The organism is Terrabacter sp. C0L_2 (assembly GCF_036352015.1).
GTDB classification, from domain to species: Bacteria; Actinomycetota; Actinomycetes; order Actinomycetales; family Dermatophilaceae; genus Terrabacter; species Terrabacter tumescens.
In genome coordinates this window covers 3,171,708-3,193,906 of sequence record NZ_CP143557.1, presented here as the reverse complement: position 1 = coordinate 3,193,906, position 22,199 = coordinate 3,171,708, and the positions used below count along the sequence as shown (strand labels likewise).

Here is a 22,199-nt window from a genome sequence, read left to right as displayed (position 1 = left end):
CGAAGTGAACGACGTCGTCGTCTTCAGCGGCTCGGCGCACCCCGCCCTGGCCGACCGGATCTGCTCCCACCTGGGGGTGACCCGCTCCCCCGTCGACATCAAGCGGTTCAGCAACGACTGCCTCCAGGCGCAGCTGCTCGCGAACTGCCGACAGCGCGACGTCTACATCGTGCAGCCGCTCGTCCCGCCGACGCAGGAGCACCTCATGGAGCTGCTCCTGATGATCGACGCGGCCCGCGGCGCCTCGGCGGCCCAGATCACCGCCGTCATGCCGCATTACGCCTACGCGCGGTCGGACAAGAAGGACGCCTCGCGCATCTCCCTCGGGGGGCGCCTCGTGGCCGACATGATCTCGACGGCCGGGTGCCACCGGGTCCTGACGATGGCGCTGCACGCACCCCAGGTCCACGGTTTCTTCTCCACGCCCGTCGACCACCTGACCGCCATCGGTGTCCTCGCCGACCACTTCCGCGACAACGACCTGAGCAACTCGATCGTCGTCAGCCCCGACCTCGGCAACGCCAAGGTCGCGACCCAGTTCGCACGCCTGCTCGGCCTGCCCGTGGCAGCCGGCTCCAAGCAGCGGGTGGCCGACGACCGGGTCGTCATCGACTCGATCGTCGGTGACGTGTCGGGCCGGCGGGCCATCATCCTCGACGACGAAATCGCGACCGGCGGCTCAATGCTCGAGCTCATGGACCGGCTCAAGGACGCCGGCGCCACCGAGGCCGCGATCGTCTGCACGCACGGGCTCTTCGCCGGCAAGGCCGTCGAGCGGCTGCGCGACCACCCGTTCGTCACCGAGGTCGTCACGACCGACACGGTGCCGGCACCCGATGGCTGGCCCGAGCTCAAGGTGCGGTCGGTGTCGGCCCTGTTCGCCGAGGCGATCAGCCGCATCCACCACGGCCGCTCGGTGAGCTCGCTCTTCGAGGGCGTCGACCCGACCCACGCGCCGCCTCAGGCCAAGCTGCCCTTCGACACGCCGTCATGACCCATTCGCCCTGGTGGCGCCGCCCCGCGGTCGCGCTGCTCCTCGACGTCCTGCTCGTCCTGCTCTTCGCAGCAGTGGGGCGGGCCAGCCACGACGAGGCGAGCCCCGTTGTCGGCGTGCTGTCCACGGCGTGGCCGTTCCTCGTCGGGACCGGCCTCGGCTGGCTCGTCGTGCGGGTCGTGCGCCGCGCGTGGCCGCTCGAGCTCGCGCCGGGCGTCACCGTGTGGTTCGCCACCGTGCTCGTCGGGATGCTGCTGCGCCACGCTGTCGGCTCCGGCACGGCCGTCAGCTTCGTCGTGGTCGCGTCGGTCGTGCTGGGGCTCTTCCTGCTCGGCTGGCGCGGGCTGGGGGCGTATGCCGTCCGCCGCGCCCGCGCGCCCCACCGCACCTAGCGCGGCCGTCCCCTCGGCTCAACCGTCGAGAGGCCACGTGTGGCCCCTCCTCAACCGACGAGAGGCCACCTCTGGCCCCTCGCCACGTGAGATGCCGGGTGGCCCGAGAACCGGGCCACCCGGCATACGCGATGGGTTCAGAGGTACTGACCGGTGTTGGCCGTGGCGATCGAGCGGCCCGGCTCGGTGCCGTCCTTGCCCTTGAGCAGCGTGCGGATGTAGACGATGCGCTCGCCCTTCTTGCCGCTGATCCGCGCCCAGTCGTCGGGGTTGGTCGTGTTGGGCAGGTCCTCGTTCTCCTTGAACTCGTCGACGCAGCTCGCGAGGAGGTGCTCGACGCGGATGCCCTTCTGACCGGTCGTGAGGAAGTCCTTGATCGCGAGCTTCTTGGCCCGGTCGACGATGTTCTGGATCATCGCGCCCGAGTTGAAGTCCTTGAAGTAGAGGATCTCCTTGTCGCCGCCCTGGTAGGTGACCTCGAGGAAGCGGTTCTCCTCCATCTCGGAGTACATCCGCTCGACCGCGGCCGTGATCATGGCGGCCACCGTCGCGTCGCGGTCGCCCCCGTTGACGGACAGGTCGTGCTCGTGGAGCGGCAGGGTGTCGGTGAGGTACTTGCTGAAGATGTCGCGCGCGCTCTCGGCGTCGGGCCGCTCGATCTTGATCTTCGCGTCGAGACGGCCGGGACGCAGGATGGCCGGGTCGATCATGTCCTCACGGTTGGAGGCGCCGATGACGATGACGTTGTCGAGACGCTCGACGCCGTCGATCTCGGCGAGCAGTTGCGGCACGATGGTCGTCTCGACGTCGCTGCTGACCCCCGAACCGCGGGTGCGGAACAGCGAGTCCATCTCGTCGAAGAAGACGACGACCGGCGTGCCGTCCGAGGCCTTCTCGCGGGCGCGCTGGAAGATCAGCCGGATGTGCCGCTCGGTCTCGCCGACGTACTTGTTGAGCAGCTCCGGGCCCTTGATGTTGAGGAAGTAGCTCTTCTCGAGCGGCTGCCCGGTGCGGGCCGACACCTGGCGCGCGAGCGAGGCCGCGACGGCCTTGGCGATGAGCGTCTTGCCACAGCCGGGCGGGCCGTAGAGCAGCACGCCCTTGGGCGGCTTGAGGGCGTGCTCCTTGTAGAGCTCCGGGTGCAGGAACGGCAGCTCGACGGCGTCGCGGATCTGCTCGATCTGGCCCGAGAGACCACCGATGTCCTCGTAGTCGACGTCGGGGACCTCCTCGAGGACGAGCTCCTCGACCTCGAGCTTGGGGATGACCTCGTGGACGAAGTTGGACCGCGGGTCGAGGGTCAGCGAGTCACCGACCCGGATGCGCTCGGCGAGCAGCGGCGTCGCGATGCGGCACACGCGCTCCTCGTCGCCGTGGGTGACGACGACGACACGCTCGTCGTCGATGCGCTCCTTGACGGTGACGACCTCGCCGACGCGCTCGTAGCCGTGCACGGAGACGACGTTGAGCGCCTCGTTGAGCATGACCTCGCGGCCCAGGCCGAGCTCCTGCTGGTCGACGGAGGGGCTGATCGCGACCCGCATCTTTCGCCCGCCGGTGATGATGTCGACGGCGCCGTCGTCGGGTGGGTCGATGACGAGCCCGTAGGTGCTCGGCGGCTGCGCGAGCCGGTCGACCTCCTTCTTCAGGGTGACGATCTGCTCGCGGGCGTCCTTGAGCGTGCGCACGAGGCGCTCGTTCTGCGACGAGAGCGTCGACAGGCTCGTCTGCACGTGGGCGAGCCGTGCCTCGAGCTCACGGGTGCGCTGCGGCGAGTGCCGCGTCACCTCCCGCAGGGACTCGACCTCGGCACGCAGGGCCGCGAGCTCGCGTTCCCCCGCTGCAGCGTCGCCCGCCCCCGGGGCTCCGGGGGCTCCGGCGCCGGCGGCACGCTCAGGGTCTGGGTTGCGGACGTCATCAGACATCTCGGCCTCCTCAATCCGTCACTCGCACATAGTGACGATTCGACCCTAACCCCGGCTCAGCCGATGTCGTCGGACGTTTCAGCCAGTGATCGTCGTACGCGTCGGATCGTCTTGTCGCTCTTGACGCGTTCGCCGAGCGCCTCGGGCGTCCAGGCCTCGGCCGGGATGTCCGTCGCGGTGGTGGAGCCGGGCACCACGGCCGGGCGCTCTGCACCGTCGCCGGGCGTGTCGACCGGGTCCCCGCCGGCGGCTCCGTTGTCGACCGCGTCGCCGTAGGCGCCCTTGGCCGGGCGGCGCTTGCGCTCGGGCGGGACGACCCCGGGAGCGAGGCGGCGCGTGGTGATGAGGAAGCCGGTGTGCCCGTGCATGCGGTGCTGCGGGCGCACGGCGAGGCCCTCGAGGTGCCAGCCACGCACGAGGGACTCCCACGCGGACGGCTCGGTGAAGCCGCCGTGGGCGCGGATGCCCTCGGCGACGCGGCTCAGCTGGGTGGTCGTGGCGACGTAGCAGATGAGCACACCGCCGGGGATGAGCGCGTCGGAGACGGCGTCGAGGCACTCCCAGGGCGCGAGCATGTCGAGCACGACCCGGTCGACGGTGCCCGGCTCGGCGACGGTCGGCAGGGACTCGACGAGGTCGCCCACCGTGACGGTCCACGCCGGGTGGTCACCGCCGAAGAAGGCCCGTCCGTTGCCCCGGGCGATGTCGGCGAAGTCCTCGCGTCGCTCGAAGGACAGCAGCCGGCCGCGCTCACCGATGGCGCGCAGGAGCGACATGGACAGGGCGCCGCTGCCGACGCCGGCCTCGACGACGGTCGCACCGGGGAAGATGTCGGCCATCTGGACGATCTGACCGGAGTCCTTGGGGTAGACGACCGCGGCGCCGCGCGGCATCGACATGACGTAGTCGCTGAGCAGCGGGCGCAGCGCGAGGTACTCCACACCGGCGGTGTTGGTGACGACCGAGCCGTCAGGAGAGCCGATGAGGTCGTCGTGGCGCAGGAACCCACGATGCGTGTGGAACTCGCGGCCGGGCTCGAGCGTGATCGTGTGCAGGCGCCCCTTGGGGTCGGTCAGCTGGATGCGCTCGCCGACCTCGAAGACGCCGCGGCGGTCGTGCGCTCCCGGGACGTGGGACTGCGCTGCGGAGGACTGCTCGGCGTCGGTCATGGGAGCACAGTCTAGGTGCCGGCGGGACCTGCCCCGGACACCCTCCGCAGCGCCGACGCCTCGACCTCGTAGCGGCTCTGCCGACCGCCCGGTCCGCCGAAGAACCGGCGGCGCAGGGCGCCCTCGAGCTCGACGAGGTCACCGGCCCGCAGTCGCATCGCGGTGCGTCGCGCGGCTGCCGTCCAGCACACGACGTCGATGGTGTCGACCGTCGCCCGCCTCGGGCCGTCGACGGCCGGGCGGCGCCGGCCGGCCGGGGCGTCGCGAGGGACCACGACACGCAGCACCGCGATGTGGTCGCCGCTCGGCAGCTCGCGCTCCTCGGCCTCGGCCGCTAGCCGGCCTCGGATGGCCACCTCGTTGCGCCCGGGGACGGTGTCGTCCTGGCTCGCGCCCGTCGTGCTCTTCGTTCCGCCCGTCGGGCCCGTCGTGCTCTTCCTCGCGCCCGTCGCGCTCTTCCTCGCGCCCGTCGCGCTCGTCGCGCTCGCAGTGCTCTTCCTCGCGCCCGTCGTGCTCGTCGCGGTCCGGCTCGCGGCCATGGTGCCTCCCTCCGGCCCGCGTGCCGGGCCACGGACCCACCGTGTCGGGCGGACGCGGCGGGCGCTGCCCCCTCCGGCGCGGCTGTGGACAGCGCCGCCGGGCCCGAGGGAGGTGTGGACAGCGTTGCAACCGCACCCACGGCGGCCGCTCGCCGCGAGAGATGGGCGGCTGCACACGGCATACGACTCCGTGGAGGGACGACCCCACCACCCCGCGGTGGCAGAGGGCCGAGGTGCGTCAGCGGCGGCCGCGGCGGGAGAGCTCGGCCCCGACGACGGCGTTGATGTGCTCGGCGCTCGCCAGGCCGCGGACGTCGCGCGTCACCTCGTCGACGACGACGGCGAGGGAGAGCTCACGCTCGCTCATGACGCGGATGAGCTCGGTCAGGACGGCGTCGCCGGGCAGCGCGATGACCCAGGAGGCCGGCTGCGCGACGGTGACCGACGCGATGGTCGTGCGCCCACGGCTCTCGGCCGGCACCGCGGCGGCGGAGTCGGCGTCGACGACACCGAGGGGCCAGCCGGCGGGGTCCGCCGCAGCGACCCAGGCGCCACTGGCAACCGCAGCCTCGACCTGGGCGACCGAGGCCGTGCCGGCGACGAGCGACAGCGGCTCGAGCACGTCGGTCGCGAGGCCCGCGGTCGCCTCGTGGATGTGCCCGGCGCGGACCGCGCCCGACGCTCCTTGCCAGAGGAAGAAGGCGATCGCGACCGGCCACACGAGGTCGAACAGCTGGGGCGGTCGTCCCTCGGCCAGTGGCCGCACGGCGAACCACACGACGGTGAGCACCGCGACGACCCGGCCGAGCCAGCCGGCCGCGACGAGGCCACGGCCCTTGCTGCCCGTGGCGCGCCACACGAGCGCGCTGACGATCTGGCCGCCGTCGAGCGGGAGCCCCGGCAGCAGGTTGAACAGGCCCACGAGCAGGTTGGCGACGGCGACGATGCCGAGCAGCGTCAGGGCCGTCTCGTTGGTCGTCAGGGAGCGGATGCCCCACACCACCGCCGCGAGGACGAGGTTGGACAGCGGACCGACGACGGCGACGATCGCGGTCGTGGTGGGCGAGCTGCGGGTCGAGTCGTAGACCGTGTGCCCACCCCACACGTCAGCCACGATCCGGCTGACCGGGTGACCGCGCCAGCGCGCGGCCAGGGCGTGGGCCGCCTCGTGCACGAGGACGGAGACGAGCAGCAGGACGGCGTAGCCGGCCGCGAGCAGGTAGCCGTACGAGGCTCCGCGGTCGGCGCGGGCGAGGTTGGGCCCGAAGACGACGACGATGAGCACGGCGATGACCGGCCAGGACCGACCGAGGTAGACCGGTGTCCCGGCGAGGCTGCCGATCCGCCACCCGTAGGCCGCGGAGGGGCGGACGGGAGTGCTCATGCACCCGAGCCTAAGCCCTGCGCGACGCCTCACCCTGTGCCGGTCCCGTGCGTGGCCTGTGGGCGTCGCGGGGGCGGTGTCGCCGCAGCGGCATACAGTCGCCCCATGGTTGCAGCGCTGTCCCCCAGTCGGGCCTCGGACTTCATGTCGTGCCCGCTGCTCTACCGCTTCCGCGTCATCGACAAGCTCCCCTCCCCTCCGACCCAGGCCACGGCGCGGGGCACGCTCGTGCACGCCGTCCTCGAGCGGCTCTTCGACCTGCCGGCCCACGAGCGCACCATCGAGGCCGCGGTGGGGCTCGTGCCGCAGGAGTGGGAGCGCCTCGCCGACGAGGAGCCGGCGATGCTCGACCTACTCACGGAGCAGGACGGGCGCACCGACGAGTGGTTCGCCGGCGCGGCGACCCTGCTGCAGACGTGGTTCGGCCTCGAGGACCCCACCCGTCTCGAGCCCGCCGAGCGTGAGCTCTACGTCGAGACCGAGATCGACGGCCTGGTCCTGCGCGGCTACGTCGACCGCCTCGACGTGGCGCCGGGCGGCGCGATGCGCGTCGTCGACTACAAGACCGGGCGCTCGCCCTCGGAGCACTTCGAGGCCAAGGCGCTCTTCCAGATGAAGTTCTACGCGCTCGTGCTGTGGCGACAGCGGGGCGTCATGCCCAAGCGCCTGCAGCTGGTCTACCTCGGCAACAGCGAGATCGTCGCCTACGAGCCGGACGAGCAGGACCTGCTCGGCACCGAGCGCAAGGTCAAGGCCCTGTGGCAGGCCATCGAGCGTGCGGCGACCACGGGCGACTGGCGGCCCAGCCCGAGCCGGCTCTGCGACTGGTGCGACCACCGGGCGCTGTGCCCGGCCTGGGGCGGCACTCCCCCGCCCCTGCCCGTCGATGCCGCCGAGCGCGCCGTCGACCCCAATGTCACGGGCGTCGTCGAGCTCGACGCCTGACGCCTGAGCCACGTACGACCCGCGGACGACCGAGGACGTATGCCGTGCGGCCGGGCCACGCGGCATACGTCCTCGATGTCGTCCGGTCGGCTCTCAGACGGTGAACTCGTCCGCGACCGAGAGCGCCTCGTCGAGCACCGCGAGACCGTCCTCGACCTCGGCGGCCGTCGTCGTGCACGGGGGCACGACGTGCGTGCGGTTGAAGTGCGTGAACGGCCACAGCCCGCGCTGCTTGCACGCCGCGGCGAAGGCCGCCATCGGGCGGGCCGCCTCGCCTGCCGCGTTGTAGGGCACCAGCGGCTCGCGGGTCTCGCGGTCCCGGACCAGCTCGACCGCCCAGAAGACGCCGAGGCCGCGCACGTCGCCGACGCTCGGGTGCTTCGCCGCGATCTCGCGCAGCCGCGGCCCGATGACGTCGGTGCCGAGCATGCGGGCGTTGCCGATGATGCCCTCCTCGTGGAAGGCGTTGATCGAGGCGACCGCCGACGCGCAGGCCAGCGGGTGGCCCGAGTAGGTCAGGCCGCCGGGGAAGGCGCGCTGGTCGAACGTCGCCCGGATCTCGTCGGAGATGACGACACCGCCGAGCGGCACATAGCCGGAGTTGACGCCCTTGGCGAAGGTGATGAGGTCGGGTCGGACGCCCCAGTGGTCGACGGCGAACCACTCGCCGCACCGGCCGAAGCCGGCCATGACCTCGTCGGCGATGAGCATGATGCCGTGCTCGTCGCACAGGTCGCGCACGCCCTGCAGGTAGCCGTCCGGCGGGACGAGGATGCCGTTGGTGCCGACGACGGTCTCGAGGATGATCGCGGCGATCGTGTGGGCGCCCTCGACCATGATCGTGTCGCGCAGGTGCTGCAGCGCCCGGTCGCGCTCCTGCTCCTCGGTCTCGGAGTGGAACGCCGACCGGTAGGTGTAGGGGCCCCAGAAGTGCACCACGCCGGCGATGCCCGGCTCGGACGGCCAGCGCCGCGGGTCGCCGGTCAGGGTGATCGAGCCGGCCGTGGCGCCGTGGTAGCTGCGGTAGGTCGCGAGGACCTTGTGCCGGCCGGTGTGCAGACGCGCCATCCGGATCGCGTTCTCGTTGGCCTCGGCCCCGCCGTTGGTGAAGAACACCGCCGACAGGCCCTCGGGCGCGACCTCCGTGATGAGGCGCGCCGCCTCGCTGCGGGCGTCGTTGGCGAAGGCGGGCTGGATCGTCGCGAGCCGGGCGGCCTGCTCCTGGATCGCGGCCACGACCTTGGGGTGGCCGTAGCCGATGTTGACGTTGACGAGCTGGCTGCTGAAGTCGAGGTAGCGCTTGCCGTCGTAGTCCCAGAAGTAGGAGCCCTCCGCCCGGGCGATGGGCAGCGGGTCGATGAGGCCCTGAGCGGACCACGAGTGGAAGACGTGGGCGCGGTCGAGCGCGCGGACCTCGTCGCCGGTCATGGCCTCGAGGCGGGCGGCGACGACGGTGTGGTCGATGTCGGTCATGGCGTGGGTCCTCTCAGCGGGTGCGCGGGAAACCGAGGTCGACGCTCGAGGTGGCGGGGTCGGGCCAGCGCTGCGTCACGACCTTGCCGCGCGTGTAGAAGTTGATCCCCTCGGGCCCGTACATGTGGGTGTCACCGAAGAGCGAGTCCTTCCAGCCGCCGAACGAGTAGTACGCGACGGGGACGGGGATGGGGACGTTGATGCCGACCATGCCCACCTCGACCTCGTTCTGGAACCTCCGGGCGGCGCCGCCGTCGCGGGTGAAGATCGCGGTGCCGTTGGCGTACTGGTTGTTGTTGATGAGCGCGAGGCCCTCGTCGTAGGTGTCGACACGGACCACGGACAGGACCGGTCCGAAGATCTCGTCGCGGTAGACCGTCATGTCGGGCGTCACGTCGTCGAGCAGCGTCATACCGAGGAAGAAGCCGTCCTGCGGGACCTCCTGCTCACGTCCGTCGACGACGACGGTCGCCCCCGCCTCGGCGCCGGCGGCGACGTAGCCGGCGACCTTGTCGCGGTGCTCGGCCGTGATGAGCGGCCCCATGTCGGTGCCCTCGTCGGCGCCGGGGCCGACGGTCAGCTTGGGCAGCCGGGACGAGATCGCCGCGACGAGCTCGTCGCCGACCCCACCGACGGCCACGGCGACCGACAGCGCCATGCAGCGTTCGCCGGCCGCGCCGTAGGCGGCCGACACGATGGCGTCTGCGGCCATGTCGACGTCGGCGTCGGGCAGCACGAGAGCGTGGTTCTTCGCCCCGCCGAGCGCCTGCACGCGCTTGCCGTTGGCGGTCCCGCGCTCGTAGATGTACTTCGCGATCGGCGTCGAGCCGACGAAGCTGACCGCGGCGACGTCGTCGTGGTCGAGCAGCGCGTCGACGGCCTCCTTGTCGCCGTGCACCACGGTGAAGACGCCGTCGGGCAGACCGGCCTCCTTCCAGAGCTCGGCGAGGAAGAGCGAGGCGGACGGGTCCTTCTCGCTGGGCTTGAGGACGAACGCGTTGCCGCAGGCGATGGCGTTGGCACACATCCAGAGCGGCACCATGACGGGGAAGTTGAACGGCGTGATGCCGGCGACGACGCCGAGCGGCTGGCGGATGCTGTAGACGTCGACGCCGCTCGCGGCCTGCTCGGAGAAGCCGCCCTTGAGCAGCTGCGGCACGCCCGTGGCGAACTCGACGTTCTCGAGGCCCCGCGCGATCTCGCCGACGGCGTCCGAGAGGACCTTGCCGTGCTCTGCCGTCACGATCGCGGCGAGCTCGTCGGTGCGGGTGTGGAGCAGCTCCCGGAAGGCGAAGAGCACGGCCGCCCGCTTCGACAGCGAGCTCGTGCGCCAGTCGCGGGCCGCTGCGACCGCCGTCTTGACGGCGGCGTCGACCTCGGTGGCCGACGCGAGCGACACCTCCCCCGTCACGCGCCCCGTCGCGGGGTCGTGCACCGGAGCGGTCCGGCCTGAGGCGCCGGGCACGCGCGCGCCCGAGATCCAGTGGTCGATGGTCACAGCCTGGGTCGTCATGCCGCCCACGCTACGTGCCACCACTACCCCACACAAAGTGTCGATTGCTATGTTACGAAGATGCGCGCCGTCATCTCAGCCCTCGAGGAGCGTCTCGACGCCCCGACCGCCAAGGGCTTGGCCCAGGCGGTGTCCCGAGCCATCCGCGATGCGGCGCTGCAGCCCGGTGACCAGCTGCCCCCGATCCGGCGGGTGGCCGAGGAGCTGATGATGTCGCCCACCACGGTGAGCGCGGCGTGGCAGCTGCTCGCGCGGTCGGGGACGATCCGCTCGGACGGTCGGCGCGGCACGACGGTCGCCCCCACTGCACGCGGCGGCGAGCGCTACACCCGGGCGCTGCGCCACGACTCCCCCGTGAGCCTCGACCTCTCGACCGGCATCCCCGACGGCGCCCTGCTGCCGCCCGTCGTGCCTGTGCTCTCGGGCCTGTCCGAGCCCGCGACCCCCAGCAGCTACCTCGACGACCCCGTGCTCGACGAGCTGCGCGCCGTGCTAGTCGAGGACTGGCCGTATGCCGCCGAGGAGCTCCTCGTCGTCGACGGCGCCATGGACGCGCTGGACCTGGTCTCCCGCACCCTCCTGCGTCCCGGCGACCTCGTGCTCGTCGAGAACCCCGGCTTCCCACCGCTGCTCGACCTGCTCGAGGACCGGGGGGTCGAGGTCGTGGGGGTGCCGCTCGACGAGACCGGCCTCGACCTCGACCGGGTCGAGGAGCTCCTTCCGAGGCGACCGGCAGCGGTCGTCCTCCAGCCTCGTGGCCAGAACCCGACCGGGGTGTCGATGTCGCCCACCCGCGCGCGCCGCCTGGCCGCGCTGCTGCGCGGGCACGACTGCATCGTCGTCGAGGACGACTCGAGCGGACCCATCTCGACGTCCGCGGCGATCAGCCTCGGAGCCTGGATCCCGGACCAGGTGCTGCACATCCGCAGCTTCAGCAAGTCGCACGGTCCCGACCTGCGCATCGCCGCGATGAGCGGTCCGGCGGCGCTGCTCGCGCCCGTGCGTCACGCCCGGGCGATCGGTCAGGGCTGGACGAGCCGACTGCTGCAACGGGTGCTTGCCGGCCTCCTGCGTGACGACGAGTGCGCCAGGCGCACTGCTGCGGCGCGCGGCGAGTACGCCCGGCGGCGCGAGCTCGTCGTGGATCGCCTCGCGACGCACGACATCGACGTGCCGGGCACCGACGGCCTCAACATCTGGGTGCCCGTGCGTGACGAGGCCGCAGCAGTGCTCCGGCTGGCGAGCCAGGGGCTCGCCGTGACGCCCGGGTCGCCGTTCTCGGTCGAGCACCCGGCAGGCCCCGCCGGCCACGTCCGGGTCACCACGGGACTCGTCCGCGAGAACCACGCCGAGGTGGCCGACCTCATCGCCGAGGCCGCGACCGCGGGGGCGTGGACCGCGCAGCACCGGTGACACCCCGGCTACCGCACCCTCAGGGCGTCCGGGGCAGGTCCAGCACCTCGGGCGCTCGGGTCCAGATCTCCCGCGACACCTTCTCGGGGTACTCCCCGACCGCGGGCTCGCCACCGAACAGACGAGTCGTGCCGGTCTCGAAGCCCGGCCAGCGGGGGTCCCCGTCGCGCGCGAACGAGGTCCAGGCCTCGCGCATCTGCCGCGACAGCTCCTCAGCCTCCGGGCCGGGCTCGCCGATCAGCAGGGCGGGCTGTCCCGCGGTGAGGTTGCCGAACACCAGGGGCACGTCGAGACCGTGGCAGGCGCCGAGCACCCCGCCCATGCCGGGCGCCGGCCAGGTCAGCTCGTAGAGGTGCACCCGCCCGCCGGCCGCGAGCTGCGCCTCGGCGAGCTTGAGCGACGGCATCCGGAAGAGCCAGTCCGAGCGCACCACCTCGTACAGCTCCTCGGGGTCCGGGAAGGCGCGGCGGTAGCGCTCCGGGTCGGGCCCGAAGACCTCGGCGGTCTCCACGGCCTGCGCCGGCGAGACCTCGCCGAGCATCCCGGTGAGGGCCGTGAGCAGCCGCTGCTCCTCGCGCGTGTGCCCGACCATGAGCTCCACCCGACCCGTGAGGCCCTGCCACGGCGTCGTGGGCAGCACGTCCCCGTCGACGACCGGGGCGAAGAGCACCTGGGCGTGTGCCGTCGGCCCCCACCGACGGGTCAGCTGTCCCAGCCGTGCCGAGACGGCGTCACCGGCCGCGGGAAGCAGCCGGGGGTCCACCGAGGGCAGGTCGGCGGGCTCCACGCCCAGCTCCGCGGCGCACTCCCTCGCGATGTCGGCCGCGAGCGCCGGGGTGAAGAAGGTGCCGGGCACGCTCTGCGCGACGGCCCGCTGGAACAGACCCGCGGCCCGGGGCATGGCGAGCAGCGCCCCCACCGACCCGCCACCCGCGGACTGGCCGAAGAGAGTGACCCGCGCGGGGTCACCGCCGAAGGCGCCGATGTTGTCGCGGACCCACTCGAGGAGGGCGACCTGGTCGAGCAGGCCACGGTTGGCGGGCATCCCCTCGACGTGGCCGAAGCCCTCGAGACCGACGCGGTAGTTGAAGGTCACGAGGACGACGCCTGCGCGGGCCAGCGTGCTGCCGTCGTACTCGGGGAGGCCGGACGTGCCGAACGCGTACGCGCCGCCCTGCACCCACACCATGACCGGGAACCTGCCGCCCAGGTCGGGCGACCACACGTTGACGGTCAGCCACTCGTCGCCCGCGTCGCCGAGGGTGTCCATCCCGAACGACCCGGACTGCGGCGGCGGCGGCCCGAAGGCCGTGGCCTCCCGCACGCCGTCCCAGGCGCGGACGGGACGCGGCGCCGAGAACGGGACGGGCGGCGCGGCATACGGGATCCCGCGGAAGACGGCGAGCCCGCCCTCGCTCCTGCCACGCACGACCCCACCGGCGACCTCGACGTCCACCCGAGCAGTGTCGTCGCCGCGGCCGCGGCCGTGCCAGCCGGTTTCCCGTGGCCCTCAGCGGATGCGAGGGCGGCGTGGCTCAGGCGCGCTCGGCGTCGCGCGCCTTGAGACGCGCCTCCTCGGCGCGGACCTGCGCGAGGATGTCGCGCTCGGCCACGAGCCAGTCGGGCATCTCGTCGAGCACGGCCTTGATCTCATCCGTCGTCAGGTGCTCGCCGATGCCGCTGCGGGTCAGGCCCGAGTTGGAGATGCCGAGGCGACGTGCCGTCTCCTGGCGGGTGTGCGGGCCGTTGCGGCGAAGGTTCGAGAGCCACTCCGGCGGCTCGGCCTGCAGGGCGTTGAGCTCGTCGCGGCTCACGACGCCCTCCTGGAACTCGGCGGGAGTCTCGGCCAGCAGGACGCCGAGCTTCTTCGCGGCCGTCTGGGGCTTCATGGTCTGCGGCTTCGGCATGGGGCAAGCCTAGGGCGCCCCCGGACCCCTGCGCGCCACCCCGTCGTCGTGCCGGGCGCCCGGCCCGGCCCGGCGTCGCTGCCGCGTCGCCGTCGGCCCCTGCGACGTCCTCTACGCTCGGACGGTGACGGACGACGCAGCGGTGGACGGCCAGACCGACGGGGTCGCCCGCGACGGCACGGCCTTCCGGGTCGAGTTCGTGCCCGGGGTGACGCCGGACAAGTGGCGTCGTACCTGGCTGCAGCGGCTGCCGGACACCGTCCTCGACCTGGCCCCCGTCGACGAGGCCGAGGCGGTGGCCCACCTGCGGGACGGCAGCGCCTCGATGGCGCTCGTGCGCCTGCCCGTCGACCGTGAGGGCCTGCACGTCATCCCCCTCTACGAGGAGGTCCCGGTCGTCGTCGTGGCCAAGGAGCACCTCGTCTCGGCGGTCGACGAGGTCGACGTCGCCGACCTCGCGGACGAGGTGCTCATGCAGGACCCCGCCTCGGTGCCGGAGTGGCTCGCCGTGGCGACCGCCGAGGCTCGTGAGCGGTCGTCGGCGATGCCGCCCATGACGACGAAGCAGGCCGTCTCGGTCGTGGCGACCGGCTCCGGCATCGTCGTCTTGCCGATGTCGGTCGCGCGCCTGCACCACCGCAAGGACGTCGTGCACCGTCCCGTGACCGGGGTCGCGCCGTCGCGCATCGGCCTCGCCTGGCGCACCGACGACGAGGACCCCCGCATCGAGGGCTTCATCGGCATCGTCCGGGGCCGCACCGAGCGCAGCACCCGAGGGGGCGGCGCGGACGCGTCCCCCAAGGCTGCTCCTGCCGCCACGTCGGGAGGACGCGAGACGTCACCCGGGCGTGCGAAGCACCCCGCTCCCCGACGTGGCCAGCCCGCCGGTCGCAAGGGCGCCCCGCGCGGGGGTGCCTCCCGCCGCAGGGGCCGCCGGTGACCGGCTCCCCTCCCAGCGCCCTGGCTCCGCGAGCCGAGCTGCCTTGGCGTTGGGGAGAGTTCGGCGAATCACGTATGCCGGCACGCCTGGTCGGTCACGACGGCCCGGTCGTGAGCCGGGCCGTCACCGTGCAGGCCCAGCCGCACGTCGTCTTCCGCTGGGTGTGCCAGCTGAGGGTGGCGCCGTACAGCTACGACCTGCTGGACAACCTCGGCCGCCGCAGCCCGCGCTCCCTGACGCCGGGCCTGGAGAGGCTCGAGCTAGGACAGCGTTTCGCGTCGATCTTCACGCTCGTCGACTGGGTGCCCCACGAGATGGTCGCCCTCGAGATCACCGAGCCGGCCGGCATACGCCTCTTCGGGCGCCTGCCGCTCGTCTACCAGACGGTGCCGCTGGCCAACGGTCCCACCGAGGGCGTGGGCGCGCGCACGACGCTCCGCGGCGACATCGCGCTCCCCCGGCCTCGGTCGGCCCTCGCCCGTACGCGCTCCACCGCCCTCGCCTGGGGCGACCTCGTGATGATGCGTCGTCAGCTGCTGACGCTGGCTCGCCTCAGCGAGCAGACCGCACGCTCGACACGATCCTCGTGAGGTCGGCGGCGCCGACTCCCGCGAGGGTGTCGATGTGCACCGCGCCGTCGATGGGCGGCACGGGGACGACGTGCGGGATCGCGATCGTCGGGACCCCCGCGGCCGTCGCGGAGCGCACGCCCGCCGGCGAGTCCTCGATGGCGATGCAGTCGGCCGGGTCGACCCCGACGAGGCGCGCAGCTGCGAGGTAGGGCTCCGGGTGGGGCTTGCCGTGGCTCACCTCGTCACCCGTCACGAGGTGGTCGAAGGCCCCCTCCGGGAGGCGCTGCACGACCATGTCGGCGAGGGCGCGCCACGACATGGTCACGAGCAGCGACGGCACCCCGAGCGTGCCCAGCTCGAGCAGCAGCTCGCGCGCCCCTGGACGCCACGGCACGCGCCGCTCGACCTGGGCGATGACGCGCTGGAGCAGGGCGTCGATGATCTCGGGGACCGTCAGGGAGATCCCGGACTTGTCGATGATCAGCTGCGCCGAGACCTCGAGGGCGTTGCCGACGAGCTGGTGGGCGTACTCGTCGTTCCACTCGCCGCCGTGGGCCGCGACGAGCTCGTGCTCCGCCTGGATCCAGTAGGGCTCGGTGTCGACGAGCGTGCCGTCCATGTCCCACAGCACGGCTGCGGGCAGGGCCGGGACCACGACGTCGGTCTCCGAGGTGTGCGAGAGGGTCACCGGGTCAGTCCTCCGGGTCGTAGGCGAGATTCGAGGACAGCCAGCGCTCGGCCTCGGCGAGCGTCCAGCCCTTGCGGTCGGCGTAGTCCTGCACCTGGTCGCGGCCGAGCCGGCCGACGACGAAGTACTGCGCCTGCGGGTGCGACAGGTACCAGCCGCTGACGGACGCGCCGGGGGCCATCGCCATGCTCTCCGTGAGCGTGATGCCGGTGTTGGCCTCGACGTCGAGCAGGCGCCAGAGCGTCTCCTTCTCGGTGTGCTCGGGGCACGCCGGGTAGCCCGGGGCCGGGCGGATCCCGGCGTACTGCTCCTTGATGAGCGCGACGTTGTCGAGGTGCTCGTCGGGCGCGTAGCCCCAGAACTCCTTGCGGACCCGCTCGTGCATCCGCTCGGCGAAGGCCTCGGCCAGACGGTCGGCGAGCGACTCGAGCAGGATCGCGTTGTAGTCGTCGAGCTCCGCCCTGAACGCGGCGACGCGTTCCCCAGAGCCCAGCCCGGCCGTGACCGCGAAGCCACCGACCCAGTCCTTGGTCCCCTTGGGGGCGACGTAGTCGGCGAGCGACCGGTTCGGCACGCCGGCGCGGTGCTCACCCTGCTGGCGCAGGTGGTGCAGGACGGTGAGCGGCTCGGTGCGGGCGTCGTCGAGGTAGACCTCGACGTCGTCGCCGACGGAGTTCGCGGGGAAGAAGCCGATGACACCGTTGGCGGTGAGCCAGCGCTCCTCGACGATGCGGTCGAGCATGGCCTGCGCGTCGTCGTAGAGCTTGCGCGCGGCCTGACCGCTCGCCGGGTTGTTGAGGATGTCGGGGAAGCTGCCCTTCATCTCCCACGCGTTGAAGAAGGGCTGCCAGTCGATGTAGCGGCGCAGCTCGCCCAGCGGGTAGTTGCGGAACACCTTGACGTGCTGGGAGATCCGGTGCGACCGCGTGATCGACGAGACGTCGTGGTCCTGTTGGAGCAGGAAGTGCGGGTGGGGCGGCCGGTAGCCGGACCAGTCGACGGGGGTGCGGCGCTCGCGGGCCTGCTCGAGGGTGAGCAGCGGCCGGTCCGCCTTGCCGGCGTGACGGGCCCGGAGCGAGTCGTAGTCCTCCTTGACCTGGGCCAGCAGCTTGGGCCGCAGCTCGTCGCTGAGGAGCGCGGCGGCCGTCGGCACGGAGCGCGAGGCGTCCTTGACCCAGACGACCGGCCCGTCGTAGCGCTGGTCCACCTTGACCGCCGTGTGGGCGCGCGAGGTCGTCGCTCCGCCGATGAGCAGCGGGATGGTGAGGCCCTGCCGCTGCATCTCGGCGGCGAAGCTGACCATCTCGTCGAGCGAGGGCGTGATGAGGCCGGACAGTCCGATGATGTCGGCGTCGTGCTCCTTGGCCGCGTCGAGGATCTTCTGGGCCGGCACCATGACGCCGAGGTCGATGACCTCGTAGTTGTTGCACTGGAGGACCACGCCGACGATGTTCTTGCCGATGTCGTGCACGTCGCCCTTGACCGTCGCCATGACGATGGTGCCGTTGGTGTCCTTGGCGGTGGCCAGCTCGGGGTTGTCCGCCTTCTCCTTCTCGATGAACGGGATCAGGTAGGCGACGGCCTTCTTCATGACGCGGGCGCTCTTGACCACCTGCGGGAGGAACATCTTGCCGGCGCCGAAGAGGTCACCGACGACGTTCATGCCGTCCATGAGCGGACCCTCGATGACCTCGATGGGTCGTCCACCGCGCTCGGCGATCTCGGCGCGGAGCAGCTCGGTGTCGGCCTCGACGTGCGCGTCGATGCCCTTGACGAGGGAGTGGGTGATGCGTTCGCCGATCGGCAGGGCGCGCCACTCCTCCTCGCTGACCTCGGCGGCCTGGCCGACCTTGTTGTACTCCTCGGCGATCTCGAGCAGCCGCTCGGCCGCGTCGGGTCGACGGTTGAGGATGACGTCCTCGATGCGCTCGCGCAGCTCGGGGTCGACCTCGTCGTAGACGGCGAGGGCGCCGGCGTTGACGATGCCCATGTCGAGGCCTGCGGAGATCGCGTGGTAGAGGAAGACGGCGTGGATCGCCTCGCGCACCGGGTTGTTGCCGCGGAAGCTGAACGAGACGTTGGAGATGCCTCCGGACACCTTGGCGCCCGGGAGGTTCTCCTTGATCCAGCGCGTGGCCTCGATGAAGTCCAGGCCGTAGGAGGCGTGCTCCTCGATGCCGGTCGCGACGGCGAAGACGTTGGGGTCGAAGATGATGTCCTCGGCCGGGAAGCCGACCTCCTCGGTGAGGAGGCGGTAGGCCCGTGAGCAGATCTGCTTGCGGCGCTCGAGCGAGTCGGCCTGGCCGTCCTCGTCGAAGGCCATGACGACCGCGGCTGCGCCGTACTTGCGCACGAGCCGGGCCTGTCGCAGGAACGGCTCCTCACCCTCCTTGAGGGAGATCGAGTTGACGATGGCCTTGCCCTGCACGCACTTGAGGCCGGCCTCGATGACCTCCCACTTGGAGGAGTCGACCATGACCGGCACCCGGCTGATGTCGGGCTCGCTCGCGACGAGCTTGAGGAAGCGGTCCATGGCCGCGACCCCGTCGATCATGCCCTCGTCCATGTTGACGTCGATGACCTGGGCGCCGCTCTCGACCTGCTGCGCAGCGACCGACAGGGCGGTGTCGTAGTCGCCGTCCTTGATGAGCTTGCGGAAGCGCGCGGAGCCGGTGATGTTGGTGCGCTCGCCGACGTTGACGAAGAGGCTGTCCTCGGTGATGGTGAACGGCTCGAGCCCGGACAGGCGCATGGCCGGGGTCACCGTGGAGGGCTCGCGGGCCGGCTTGCCGTCGACCGCCCGCGCGATCGCCGCGATGTGCTCCGGCGTCGTGCCGCAGCAGCCGCCCACGAGGTTGACCAGGCCCGCCTCGGCGAACTCGCCGACGATGCCGGCCGTCTCGTCGGGGGCCTCGTCGTACTCGCCGAAGGCGTTCGGCAGACCGGCGTTCGGGTAGCAGGAGACGAACGAGTCCGCGAGGCGCGACATCTCGGCAATGTAGGGCCGCATGTCCTTGGCGCCCAGCGCGCAGTTGAGGCCGACGGCGAGCGGCGAGACGTGGCGGACCGAGTCCCAGAACGCCTCGGTCACCTGTCCCGAGAGGGTGCGCCCGGAGGCGTCGGTGATGGTGCCGGACACGACGACGGGCCAGCGCCGGCCCTGCTCCTCGAAGAGGGTCTCGACGGCGAAGATGGCGGCCTTGGCGTTGAGCGTGTCGAAGATCGTCTCGATGAATATGAGGTCGCTGCCGCCGTCGACGAGGCCGCGCGCGGCCTCGAGGTAGGCCGCGACGAGCTCGTCGTAGGAGACGTTGCGTGCGCCGGGGTCATTGACGTCCGGTGAGATCGAGGCCGTACGCGTCGTCGGCCCGAGCGCGCCCGCGACGTAGCGGGGCCGGTCGGGGGTGCGCGCCGTCATCGCGTCGGCCTCGCGCCGGGCCAGTGCCGCCGCCTCGAAGTTGAGCTCGAAGGCGAGCTCCTCCATGCCGTAGTCGGACAGCGAGATCGCGTTGGCGTTGAAGGTGTTGGTCTCGATGATGTCGGCGCCGGCCTCGAGGTACTCCCGGTGGATGCCGGCGATGATCTCGGGCGCGGTCAACGTCAGCAGGTCGTTGTTCCCCTGGACGTCGCTCGGCCAGTCGGCGAAGCGCTCGCCGCGGTAGCCGGCCTCGTCGGGCCGGTCGCGCTGGATGGCCGTGCCCATGGCGCCGTCGAGGATCATGATGCGCTGGCCGAGCGTGGCGGTCAGGCTCTCGGTGGCGTCGGGTCGCTGCAGCGACTGGGACAACGTGGCTCCTCTCGGCGGCACGGGTCTCGTGCCGAGTGACGGGACCGGCCCGATTCTACGGACCCGCCACCGGCGCCGCGTCGCCGCCCGCACTGCGGGCACCTGGCGCGACCACACGGCATACGCCGTCGTATGCCGTGGGGTGGCCGCGGTGCGGCGTCACCGTCCGTACCCGGGTGAGTCCGCGTGCGCCCGGACGCGCCCGTCGGGAGTCCGGTGCAACGGCTCCGGCAGGTCCTAGGCTGGAGGGGTGGACGCGACCGCGGCCACGGTGAAGGAGACAAGGTGCTGGAGTTCGAGGACGTGCCGGAGCTGAACGACCCGGTGCTCATCGCGGCCTTCGAGGGCTGGAACGACGCGGGTGAGGCCGCCACGAGCGCGGTCCGTCACCTCGCCGAGGTCTGGGACGCCGAGGTCGTCGCGGCCTTCGACCCCGAGGAGTACTACGACTTCCAGGTCAACCGTCCCCGCGTCTCCCTCGAGGACGGCCGCCGCACCCTGACGTGGCCGACGACGCGCATCCTCGTCGCCACAGAGACCGGTCTCGACCGCGACGTCGTGCTCGTGCAGGGCATCGAGCCCTCGATGCGCTGGCGCGCCTTCTCCATCGAGCTGCTCGAGCTCGCCGAGCGGTTCGGCGTCACGACCATCGTCACCGTCGGCGCGCTGCTCGCCGACGTGCCGCACACCCGCCCGATCCCGGTCACGGCCACCGCGGAGGACGAGGCGGCCATCCACCGGTTCGACGTCGAGGCGTCGCGCTACGAGGGCCCGACCGGCATCGTCGGAGTGCTCAGCCACGCGGCCACCGACTCAGGGATCCCGACGGTCTCTGCCTGGGCGGCCGTGCCGCACTACGCGGGTGGCGCTCCGTCGCCCAAGGCCACCCTCAGCCTGCTGCGCCGCATCGAGTCGCTGCTCGGCGTCACGGTGCCGCACGGCGAGCTCGAGGAGAACGCCCGCGCCTGGGAGCGCGGCGTCGACGAGCTCGCGCAGTCCGACGAGGAGGTCGCAGAGTACGTCCAGTCCCTCGAGGAGGCGCAGGACACCGCAGAGCTCCCCGAGGCGAGCGGTGACGCGATCGCGCGTGAGTTCGAGCGCTACCTGCGCGGCCGCGACGACGACCAGACCGGACGCTGACCCACCCCGCTCCACAGACCGAACGCAGCGTTCGGTCGCGAACTCACTGTTGGACCAGCGCGTTCGAGACCGAACGCTGCGTTCGGTTGCAGGCGGTGAGCGGGGTGCGGCCGCGGCTGGGGGCTAGATCCGGATGCCGAGGAGGGCGTCGAGGGCGCGGCCGAGCACGCCCGGCGCGCCCGGGTCGTCCCCGCCGCGGCTCAGCGACTGGCTGGCCCAGCGGTCGACCGCCTCGAGGGCCCGCGGGCTGTCGAGGTCGTCGGCCAAGGCTGCCCGGATGTCGTCGACGGTCTGGTCGGCGACCGGTCCGCCGTTGCCCGAGAGGGCCTCGCGCCAGGTCTCGAGACGCTGCTGGGCCTCGAGGAGCTGGTCGTGGGTCCACATCCAGTCGTGGGCGTGGTGGCGCGCGAGCAGGGCCAGCCGGATGGCCATCGGGTCCACACCGTCACGGCGCAGCTGTGACACGAGCACGAGGTTGCCCTTGCTCTTGCTCATCTTCTCGCCGTCGAGGCCGACCATGCCCTGGTGCACGAAGGACCCGGCGAAGGACCCCGACCCGCTGAGGGCACGGCCGTGGGCCGAGCTCATCTCGTGGTGCGGGAAGACGAGGTCGGTGCCGCCGCCCTGGACGTCGACGGGCAGGCCGAGGTGGTCGAGGGCGATGCACGCGCACTCGATGTGCCAGCCGGGGCGTCCGGAGCCGAGCTCCCCGCCGTCCCACTCGGGCTCGCCCTCGCGATGCGCCCGCCACAGCAGGGCGTCGAGACGGTTCCGCTTGCCCTCGCGGTAGGGGTCGCCGCCCCGCTCGGCGAAGACCTCGAGCATGCCGGCCTCGTCGAGGTGGCTCACGGAGCCGAAGCGCGGGTCACGGCTGACGTCGAAGTAGAAGTCCTGCGCACCCGGCCGGGATGCGTCGGGTGCCGGCACGGCATACGCCCAGCCGTCGGCGACGAGCTTCTCGATGGGGCTCACGAAGGTGGGAATGCTCTCGACGGCCCCGAGGTACTCGTCGGGCGGGATGACGGCGAGCGCCGTCATGTCCTCACGGAACAGCGCGATCTCCCGCGTGGCGAGGTCACGCCAGTCGACGGCGTCGCGCTCCGCACGCTCGAGCAGCGGGTCGTCGATGTCGGTGATGTTCTGGACGTAGCGCACCTGGTGGCCGCTGTCGCGCAGCACACGGCCGAGCAGGTCGAAGGTCACGTACGTCGCGGCGTGCCCCATGTGCGTCGCGTCGTACGGCGTGATGCCGCAGACGTAGAGGGTCACGAGATCACCGCGGGCGGCGGGGACCAGCTCGCCGGATGCCGTGTCGCGGACCCGCACCTCGGGTGCGCGGCCGGGGACCTTGGGGATGAACGGCATCGGCCAACTTCTCACGCGCAGACTCTATCCCGGCTCAGGCGGCCCCTCCGGAC

General features: G+C 72.1%; 18 protein-coding genes. 7 read left to right on the top strand and 11 right to left on the bottom strand.

The window, feature by feature from the left end; all coding sequences use genetic code 11:
• The first annotated feature begins 4 nt into the window (after positions 1-4).
• Both U5C87_RS14565 and U5C87_RS14560 read left to right on the top strand, forming a co-directional pair.
• The gene (locus U5C87_RS14565; protein WP_330473257.1) at positions 5-994 is read left to right on the top strand and encodes a ribose-phosphate diphosphokinase; all 990 of its coding nucleotides are present in this window, start codon (positions 5-7) and stop codon (positions 992-994) included.
• The gene (locus tag U5C87_RS14560) at positions 991-1,386 is read left to right on the top strand and encodes a DUF3054 domain-containing protein (protein ID WP_330473256.1); all 396 of its coding nucleotides are present in this window, start codon (positions 991-993) and stop codon (positions 1,384-1,386) included. Before U5C87_RS14565 ends, U5C87_RS14560 begins: the two co-directional genes overlap by 4 nt.
• A 137-nt stretch (positions 1,387-1,523) precedes the next feature.
• On the opposite strand, the gene arc is transcribed toward U5C87_RS14560, so the two are convergent.
• The 4 genes from arc to U5C87_RS14540 form a co-directional block, all read right to left on the bottom strand.
• Entirely contained in the window at positions 1,524-3,311 is a 1,788-nt protein-coding gene (arc, locus tag U5C87_RS14555) for a proteasome ATPase (protein ID WP_330473255.1), read from the bottom strand.
• A 56-nt stretch (positions 3,312-3,367) separates the two neighbouring features.
• A complete protein-coding gene (locus U5C87_RS14550; protein ID WP_330473254.1) occupies positions 3,368-4,480 on the bottom strand; it encodes a tRNA (adenine-N1)-methyltransferase in 1,113 nt (370 codons plus the stop codon).
• An 11-nt stretch (positions 4,481-4,491) separates the two neighbouring features.
• Entirely contained in the window at positions 4,492-5,019 is a 528-nt protein-coding gene (locus tag U5C87_RS14545; RefSeq protein WP_330473253.1) for a single-stranded DNA-binding protein, read from the bottom strand.
• A gap of 238 nt (positions 5,020-5,257) precedes the next feature.
• Complete coding sequence (locus U5C87_RS14540; RefSeq protein WP_330473252.1) at positions 5,258-6,403, bottom strand: site-2 protease family protein; 1,146 nt, start codon at positions 6,401-6,403, stop codon at positions 5,258-5,260.
• A 105-nt stretch (positions 6,404-6,508) separates the two neighbouring features.
• Between U5C87_RS14540 and U5C87_RS14535 the strand changes: the two genes are divergently transcribed.
• Positions 6,509-7,348 carry a RecB family exonuclease gene (locus tag U5C87_RS14535; protein WP_330473251.1) on the top strand — a complete coding sequence of 280 codons (840 nt, stop codon included), beginning with the start codon at positions 6,509-6,511 and terminating at the stop codon, positions 7,346-7,348.
• A 93-nt stretch (positions 7,349-7,441) separates the two neighbouring features.
• Here the strand turns inward: U5C87_RS14535 and U5C87_RS14530 are convergent, their stop codons facing one another.
• A complete protein-coding gene (locus U5C87_RS14530; RefSeq protein WP_330473250.1) occupies positions 7,442-8,821 on the bottom strand; it encodes an aspartate aminotransferase family protein in 1,380 nt (459 codons plus the stop codon).
• A 13-nt stretch (positions 8,822-8,834) separates the two neighbouring features.
• On the bottom strand, positions 8,835-10,334 hold the full coding sequence (locus U5C87_RS14525) for a CoA-acylating methylmalonate-semialdehyde dehydrogenase (RefSeq protein ID WP_330473249.1): 1,500 nt from the start codon (positions 10,332-10,334) through the stop codon (positions 8,835-8,837).
• Positions 10,335-10,394: 60 nt separating this feature from the next.
• Here U5C87_RS14525 and U5C87_RS14520 point away from each other — a divergent pair, with 60 nt between their 5' ends.
• Positions 10,395-11,747: an aminotransferase-like domain-containing protein gene (locus U5C87_RS14520; RefSeq protein WP_330473248.1), complete on the top strand. Its 1,353-nt coding sequence runs from the start codon at positions 10,395-10,397 to the stop codon at positions 11,745-11,747.
• 19 nt (positions 11,748-11,766) lie between these two features.
• Here the strand turns inward: U5C87_RS14520 and U5C87_RS14515 are convergent, their stop codons facing one another.
• Both U5C87_RS14515 and U5C87_RS14510 read right to left on the bottom strand, forming a co-directional pair.
• Positions 11,767-13,203: a carboxylesterase/lipase family protein gene (locus U5C87_RS14515; RefSeq protein ID WP_330473247.1), complete on the bottom strand. Its 1,437-nt coding sequence runs from the start codon at positions 13,201-13,203 to the stop codon at positions 11,767-11,769.
• Between the two features lie 79 nt (positions 13,204-13,282).
• Positions 13,283-13,654, bottom strand: a complete 372-nt coding sequence (locus U5C87_RS14510) for a DUF5997 family protein (protein ID WP_330473246.1) — start codon at positions 13,652-13,654, stop codon at positions 13,283-13,285.
• A 124-nt stretch (positions 13,655-13,778) separates the two neighbouring features.
• Between U5C87_RS14510 and U5C87_RS14505 the strand changes: the two genes are divergently transcribed.
• Both U5C87_RS14505 and U5C87_RS14500 read left to right on the top strand, forming a co-directional pair.
• Positions 13,779-14,594 carry a LysR substrate-binding domain-containing protein gene (locus tag U5C87_RS14505; RefSeq protein ID WP_330473245.1) on the top strand — a complete coding sequence of 272 codons (816 nt, stop codon included), beginning with the start codon at positions 13,779-13,781 and terminating at the stop codon, positions 14,592-14,594.
• A 74-nt stretch (positions 14,595-14,668) separates the two neighbouring features.
• Positions 14,669-15,184, top strand: a complete 516-nt coding sequence (locus U5C87_RS14500) for an SRPBCC family protein (RefSeq protein WP_330473244.1) — start codon at positions 14,669-14,671, stop codon at positions 15,182-15,184.
• Here U5C87_RS14500 and U5C87_RS14495 read toward each other — a convergent pair.
• Both U5C87_RS14495 and metH read right to left on the bottom strand, forming a co-directional pair.
• Positions 15,147-15,854, bottom strand: coding sequence for an HAD family hydrolase (locus tag U5C87_RS14495; RefSeq protein ID WP_330473243.1), 708 nt, complete (start codon positions 15,852-15,854; stop codon positions 15,147-15,149). The genes U5C87_RS14500 and U5C87_RS14495 overlap by 38 nt on opposite strands.
• Before the next feature lie 4 nt (positions 15,855-15,858).
• Positions 15,859-19,641, bottom strand: a complete 3,783-nt coding sequence (metH, locus tag U5C87_RS14490) for a methionine synthase (protein WP_330473242.1) — start codon at positions 19,639-19,641, stop codon at positions 15,859-15,861.
• 285 nt (positions 19,642-19,926) lie between these two features.
• On the opposite strand from metH, the gene U5C87_RS14485 reads away from it, so the two are divergent.
• Complete coding sequence (locus U5C87_RS14485; RefSeq protein ID WP_330473241.1) at positions 19,927-20,781, top strand: PAC2 family protein; 855 nt, start codon at positions 19,927-19,929, stop codon at positions 20,779-20,781.
• 123 nt (positions 20,782-20,904) lie between these two features.
• Here U5C87_RS14485 and mshC read toward each other — a convergent pair whose 3' ends face one another.
• On the bottom strand, positions 20,905-22,161 hold the full coding sequence (gene mshC, locus U5C87_RS14480; RefSeq protein ID WP_330473240.1) for a cysteine--1-D-myo-inosityl 2-amino-2-deoxy-alpha-D-glucopyranoside ligase: 1,257 nt from the start codon (positions 22,159-22,161) through the stop codon (positions 20,905-20,907).
• Positions 22,162-22,199 lie beyond the last annotated feature (38 nt).

Excerpts from the sequence above, each read along its gene's own strand:
- U5C87_RS14540 (WP_330473252.1), bottom strand. The coding sequence starts at position 6,403 with ATGAGCACTCCCGTCCGCCCCTCCGCGGCCTACGGGTGGCGGATCGGC.
- U5C87_RS14530 (WP_330473250.1), bottom strand. The coding sequence starts at position 8,821 with ATGACCGACATCGACCACACCGTCGTCGCCGCCCGCCTCGAGGCCATG.
- U5C87_RS14520 (WP_330473248.1), top strand. The coding sequence starts at position 10,395 with ATGCGCGCCGTCATCTCAGCCCTCGAGGAGCGTCTCGACGCCCCGACC.
- U5C87_RS14550 (WP_330473254.1), bottom strand. The coding sequence starts at position 4,480 with ATGACCGACGCCGAGCAGTCCTCCGCAGCGCAGTCCCACGTCCCGGGA.
- arc (WP_330473255.1), bottom strand. The coding sequence starts at position 3,311 with ATGTCTGATGACGTCCGCAACCCAGACCCTGAGCGTGCCGCCGGCGCC.
- U5C87_RS14535 (WP_330473251.1), top strand. The coding sequence starts at position 6,509 with ATGGTTGCAGCGCTGTCCCCCAGTCGGGCCTCGGACTTCATGTCGTGC.
- U5C87_RS14560 (WP_330473256.1), top strand. The coding sequence starts at position 991 with ATGACCCATTCGCCCTGGTGGCGCCGCCCCGCGGTCGCGCTGCTCCTC.
- U5C87_RS14510 (WP_330473246.1), bottom strand. The coding sequence starts at position 13,654 with ATGCCGAAGCCGCAGACCATGAAGCCCCAGACGGCCGCGAAGAAGCTC.
- U5C87_RS14500 (WP_330473244.1), top strand. The coding sequence starts at position 14,669 with ATGCCGGCACGCCTGGTCGGTCACGACGGCCCGGTCGTGAGCCGGGCC.
- U5C87_RS14525 (WP_330473249.1), bottom strand. The coding sequence starts at position 10,334 with ATGACGACCCAGGCTGTGACCATCGACCACTGGATCTCGGGCGCGCGC.
- U5C87_RS14545 (WP_330473253.1), bottom strand. The coding sequence starts at position 5,019 with ATGGCCGCGAGCCGGACCGCGACGAGCACGACGGGCGCGAGGAAGAGC.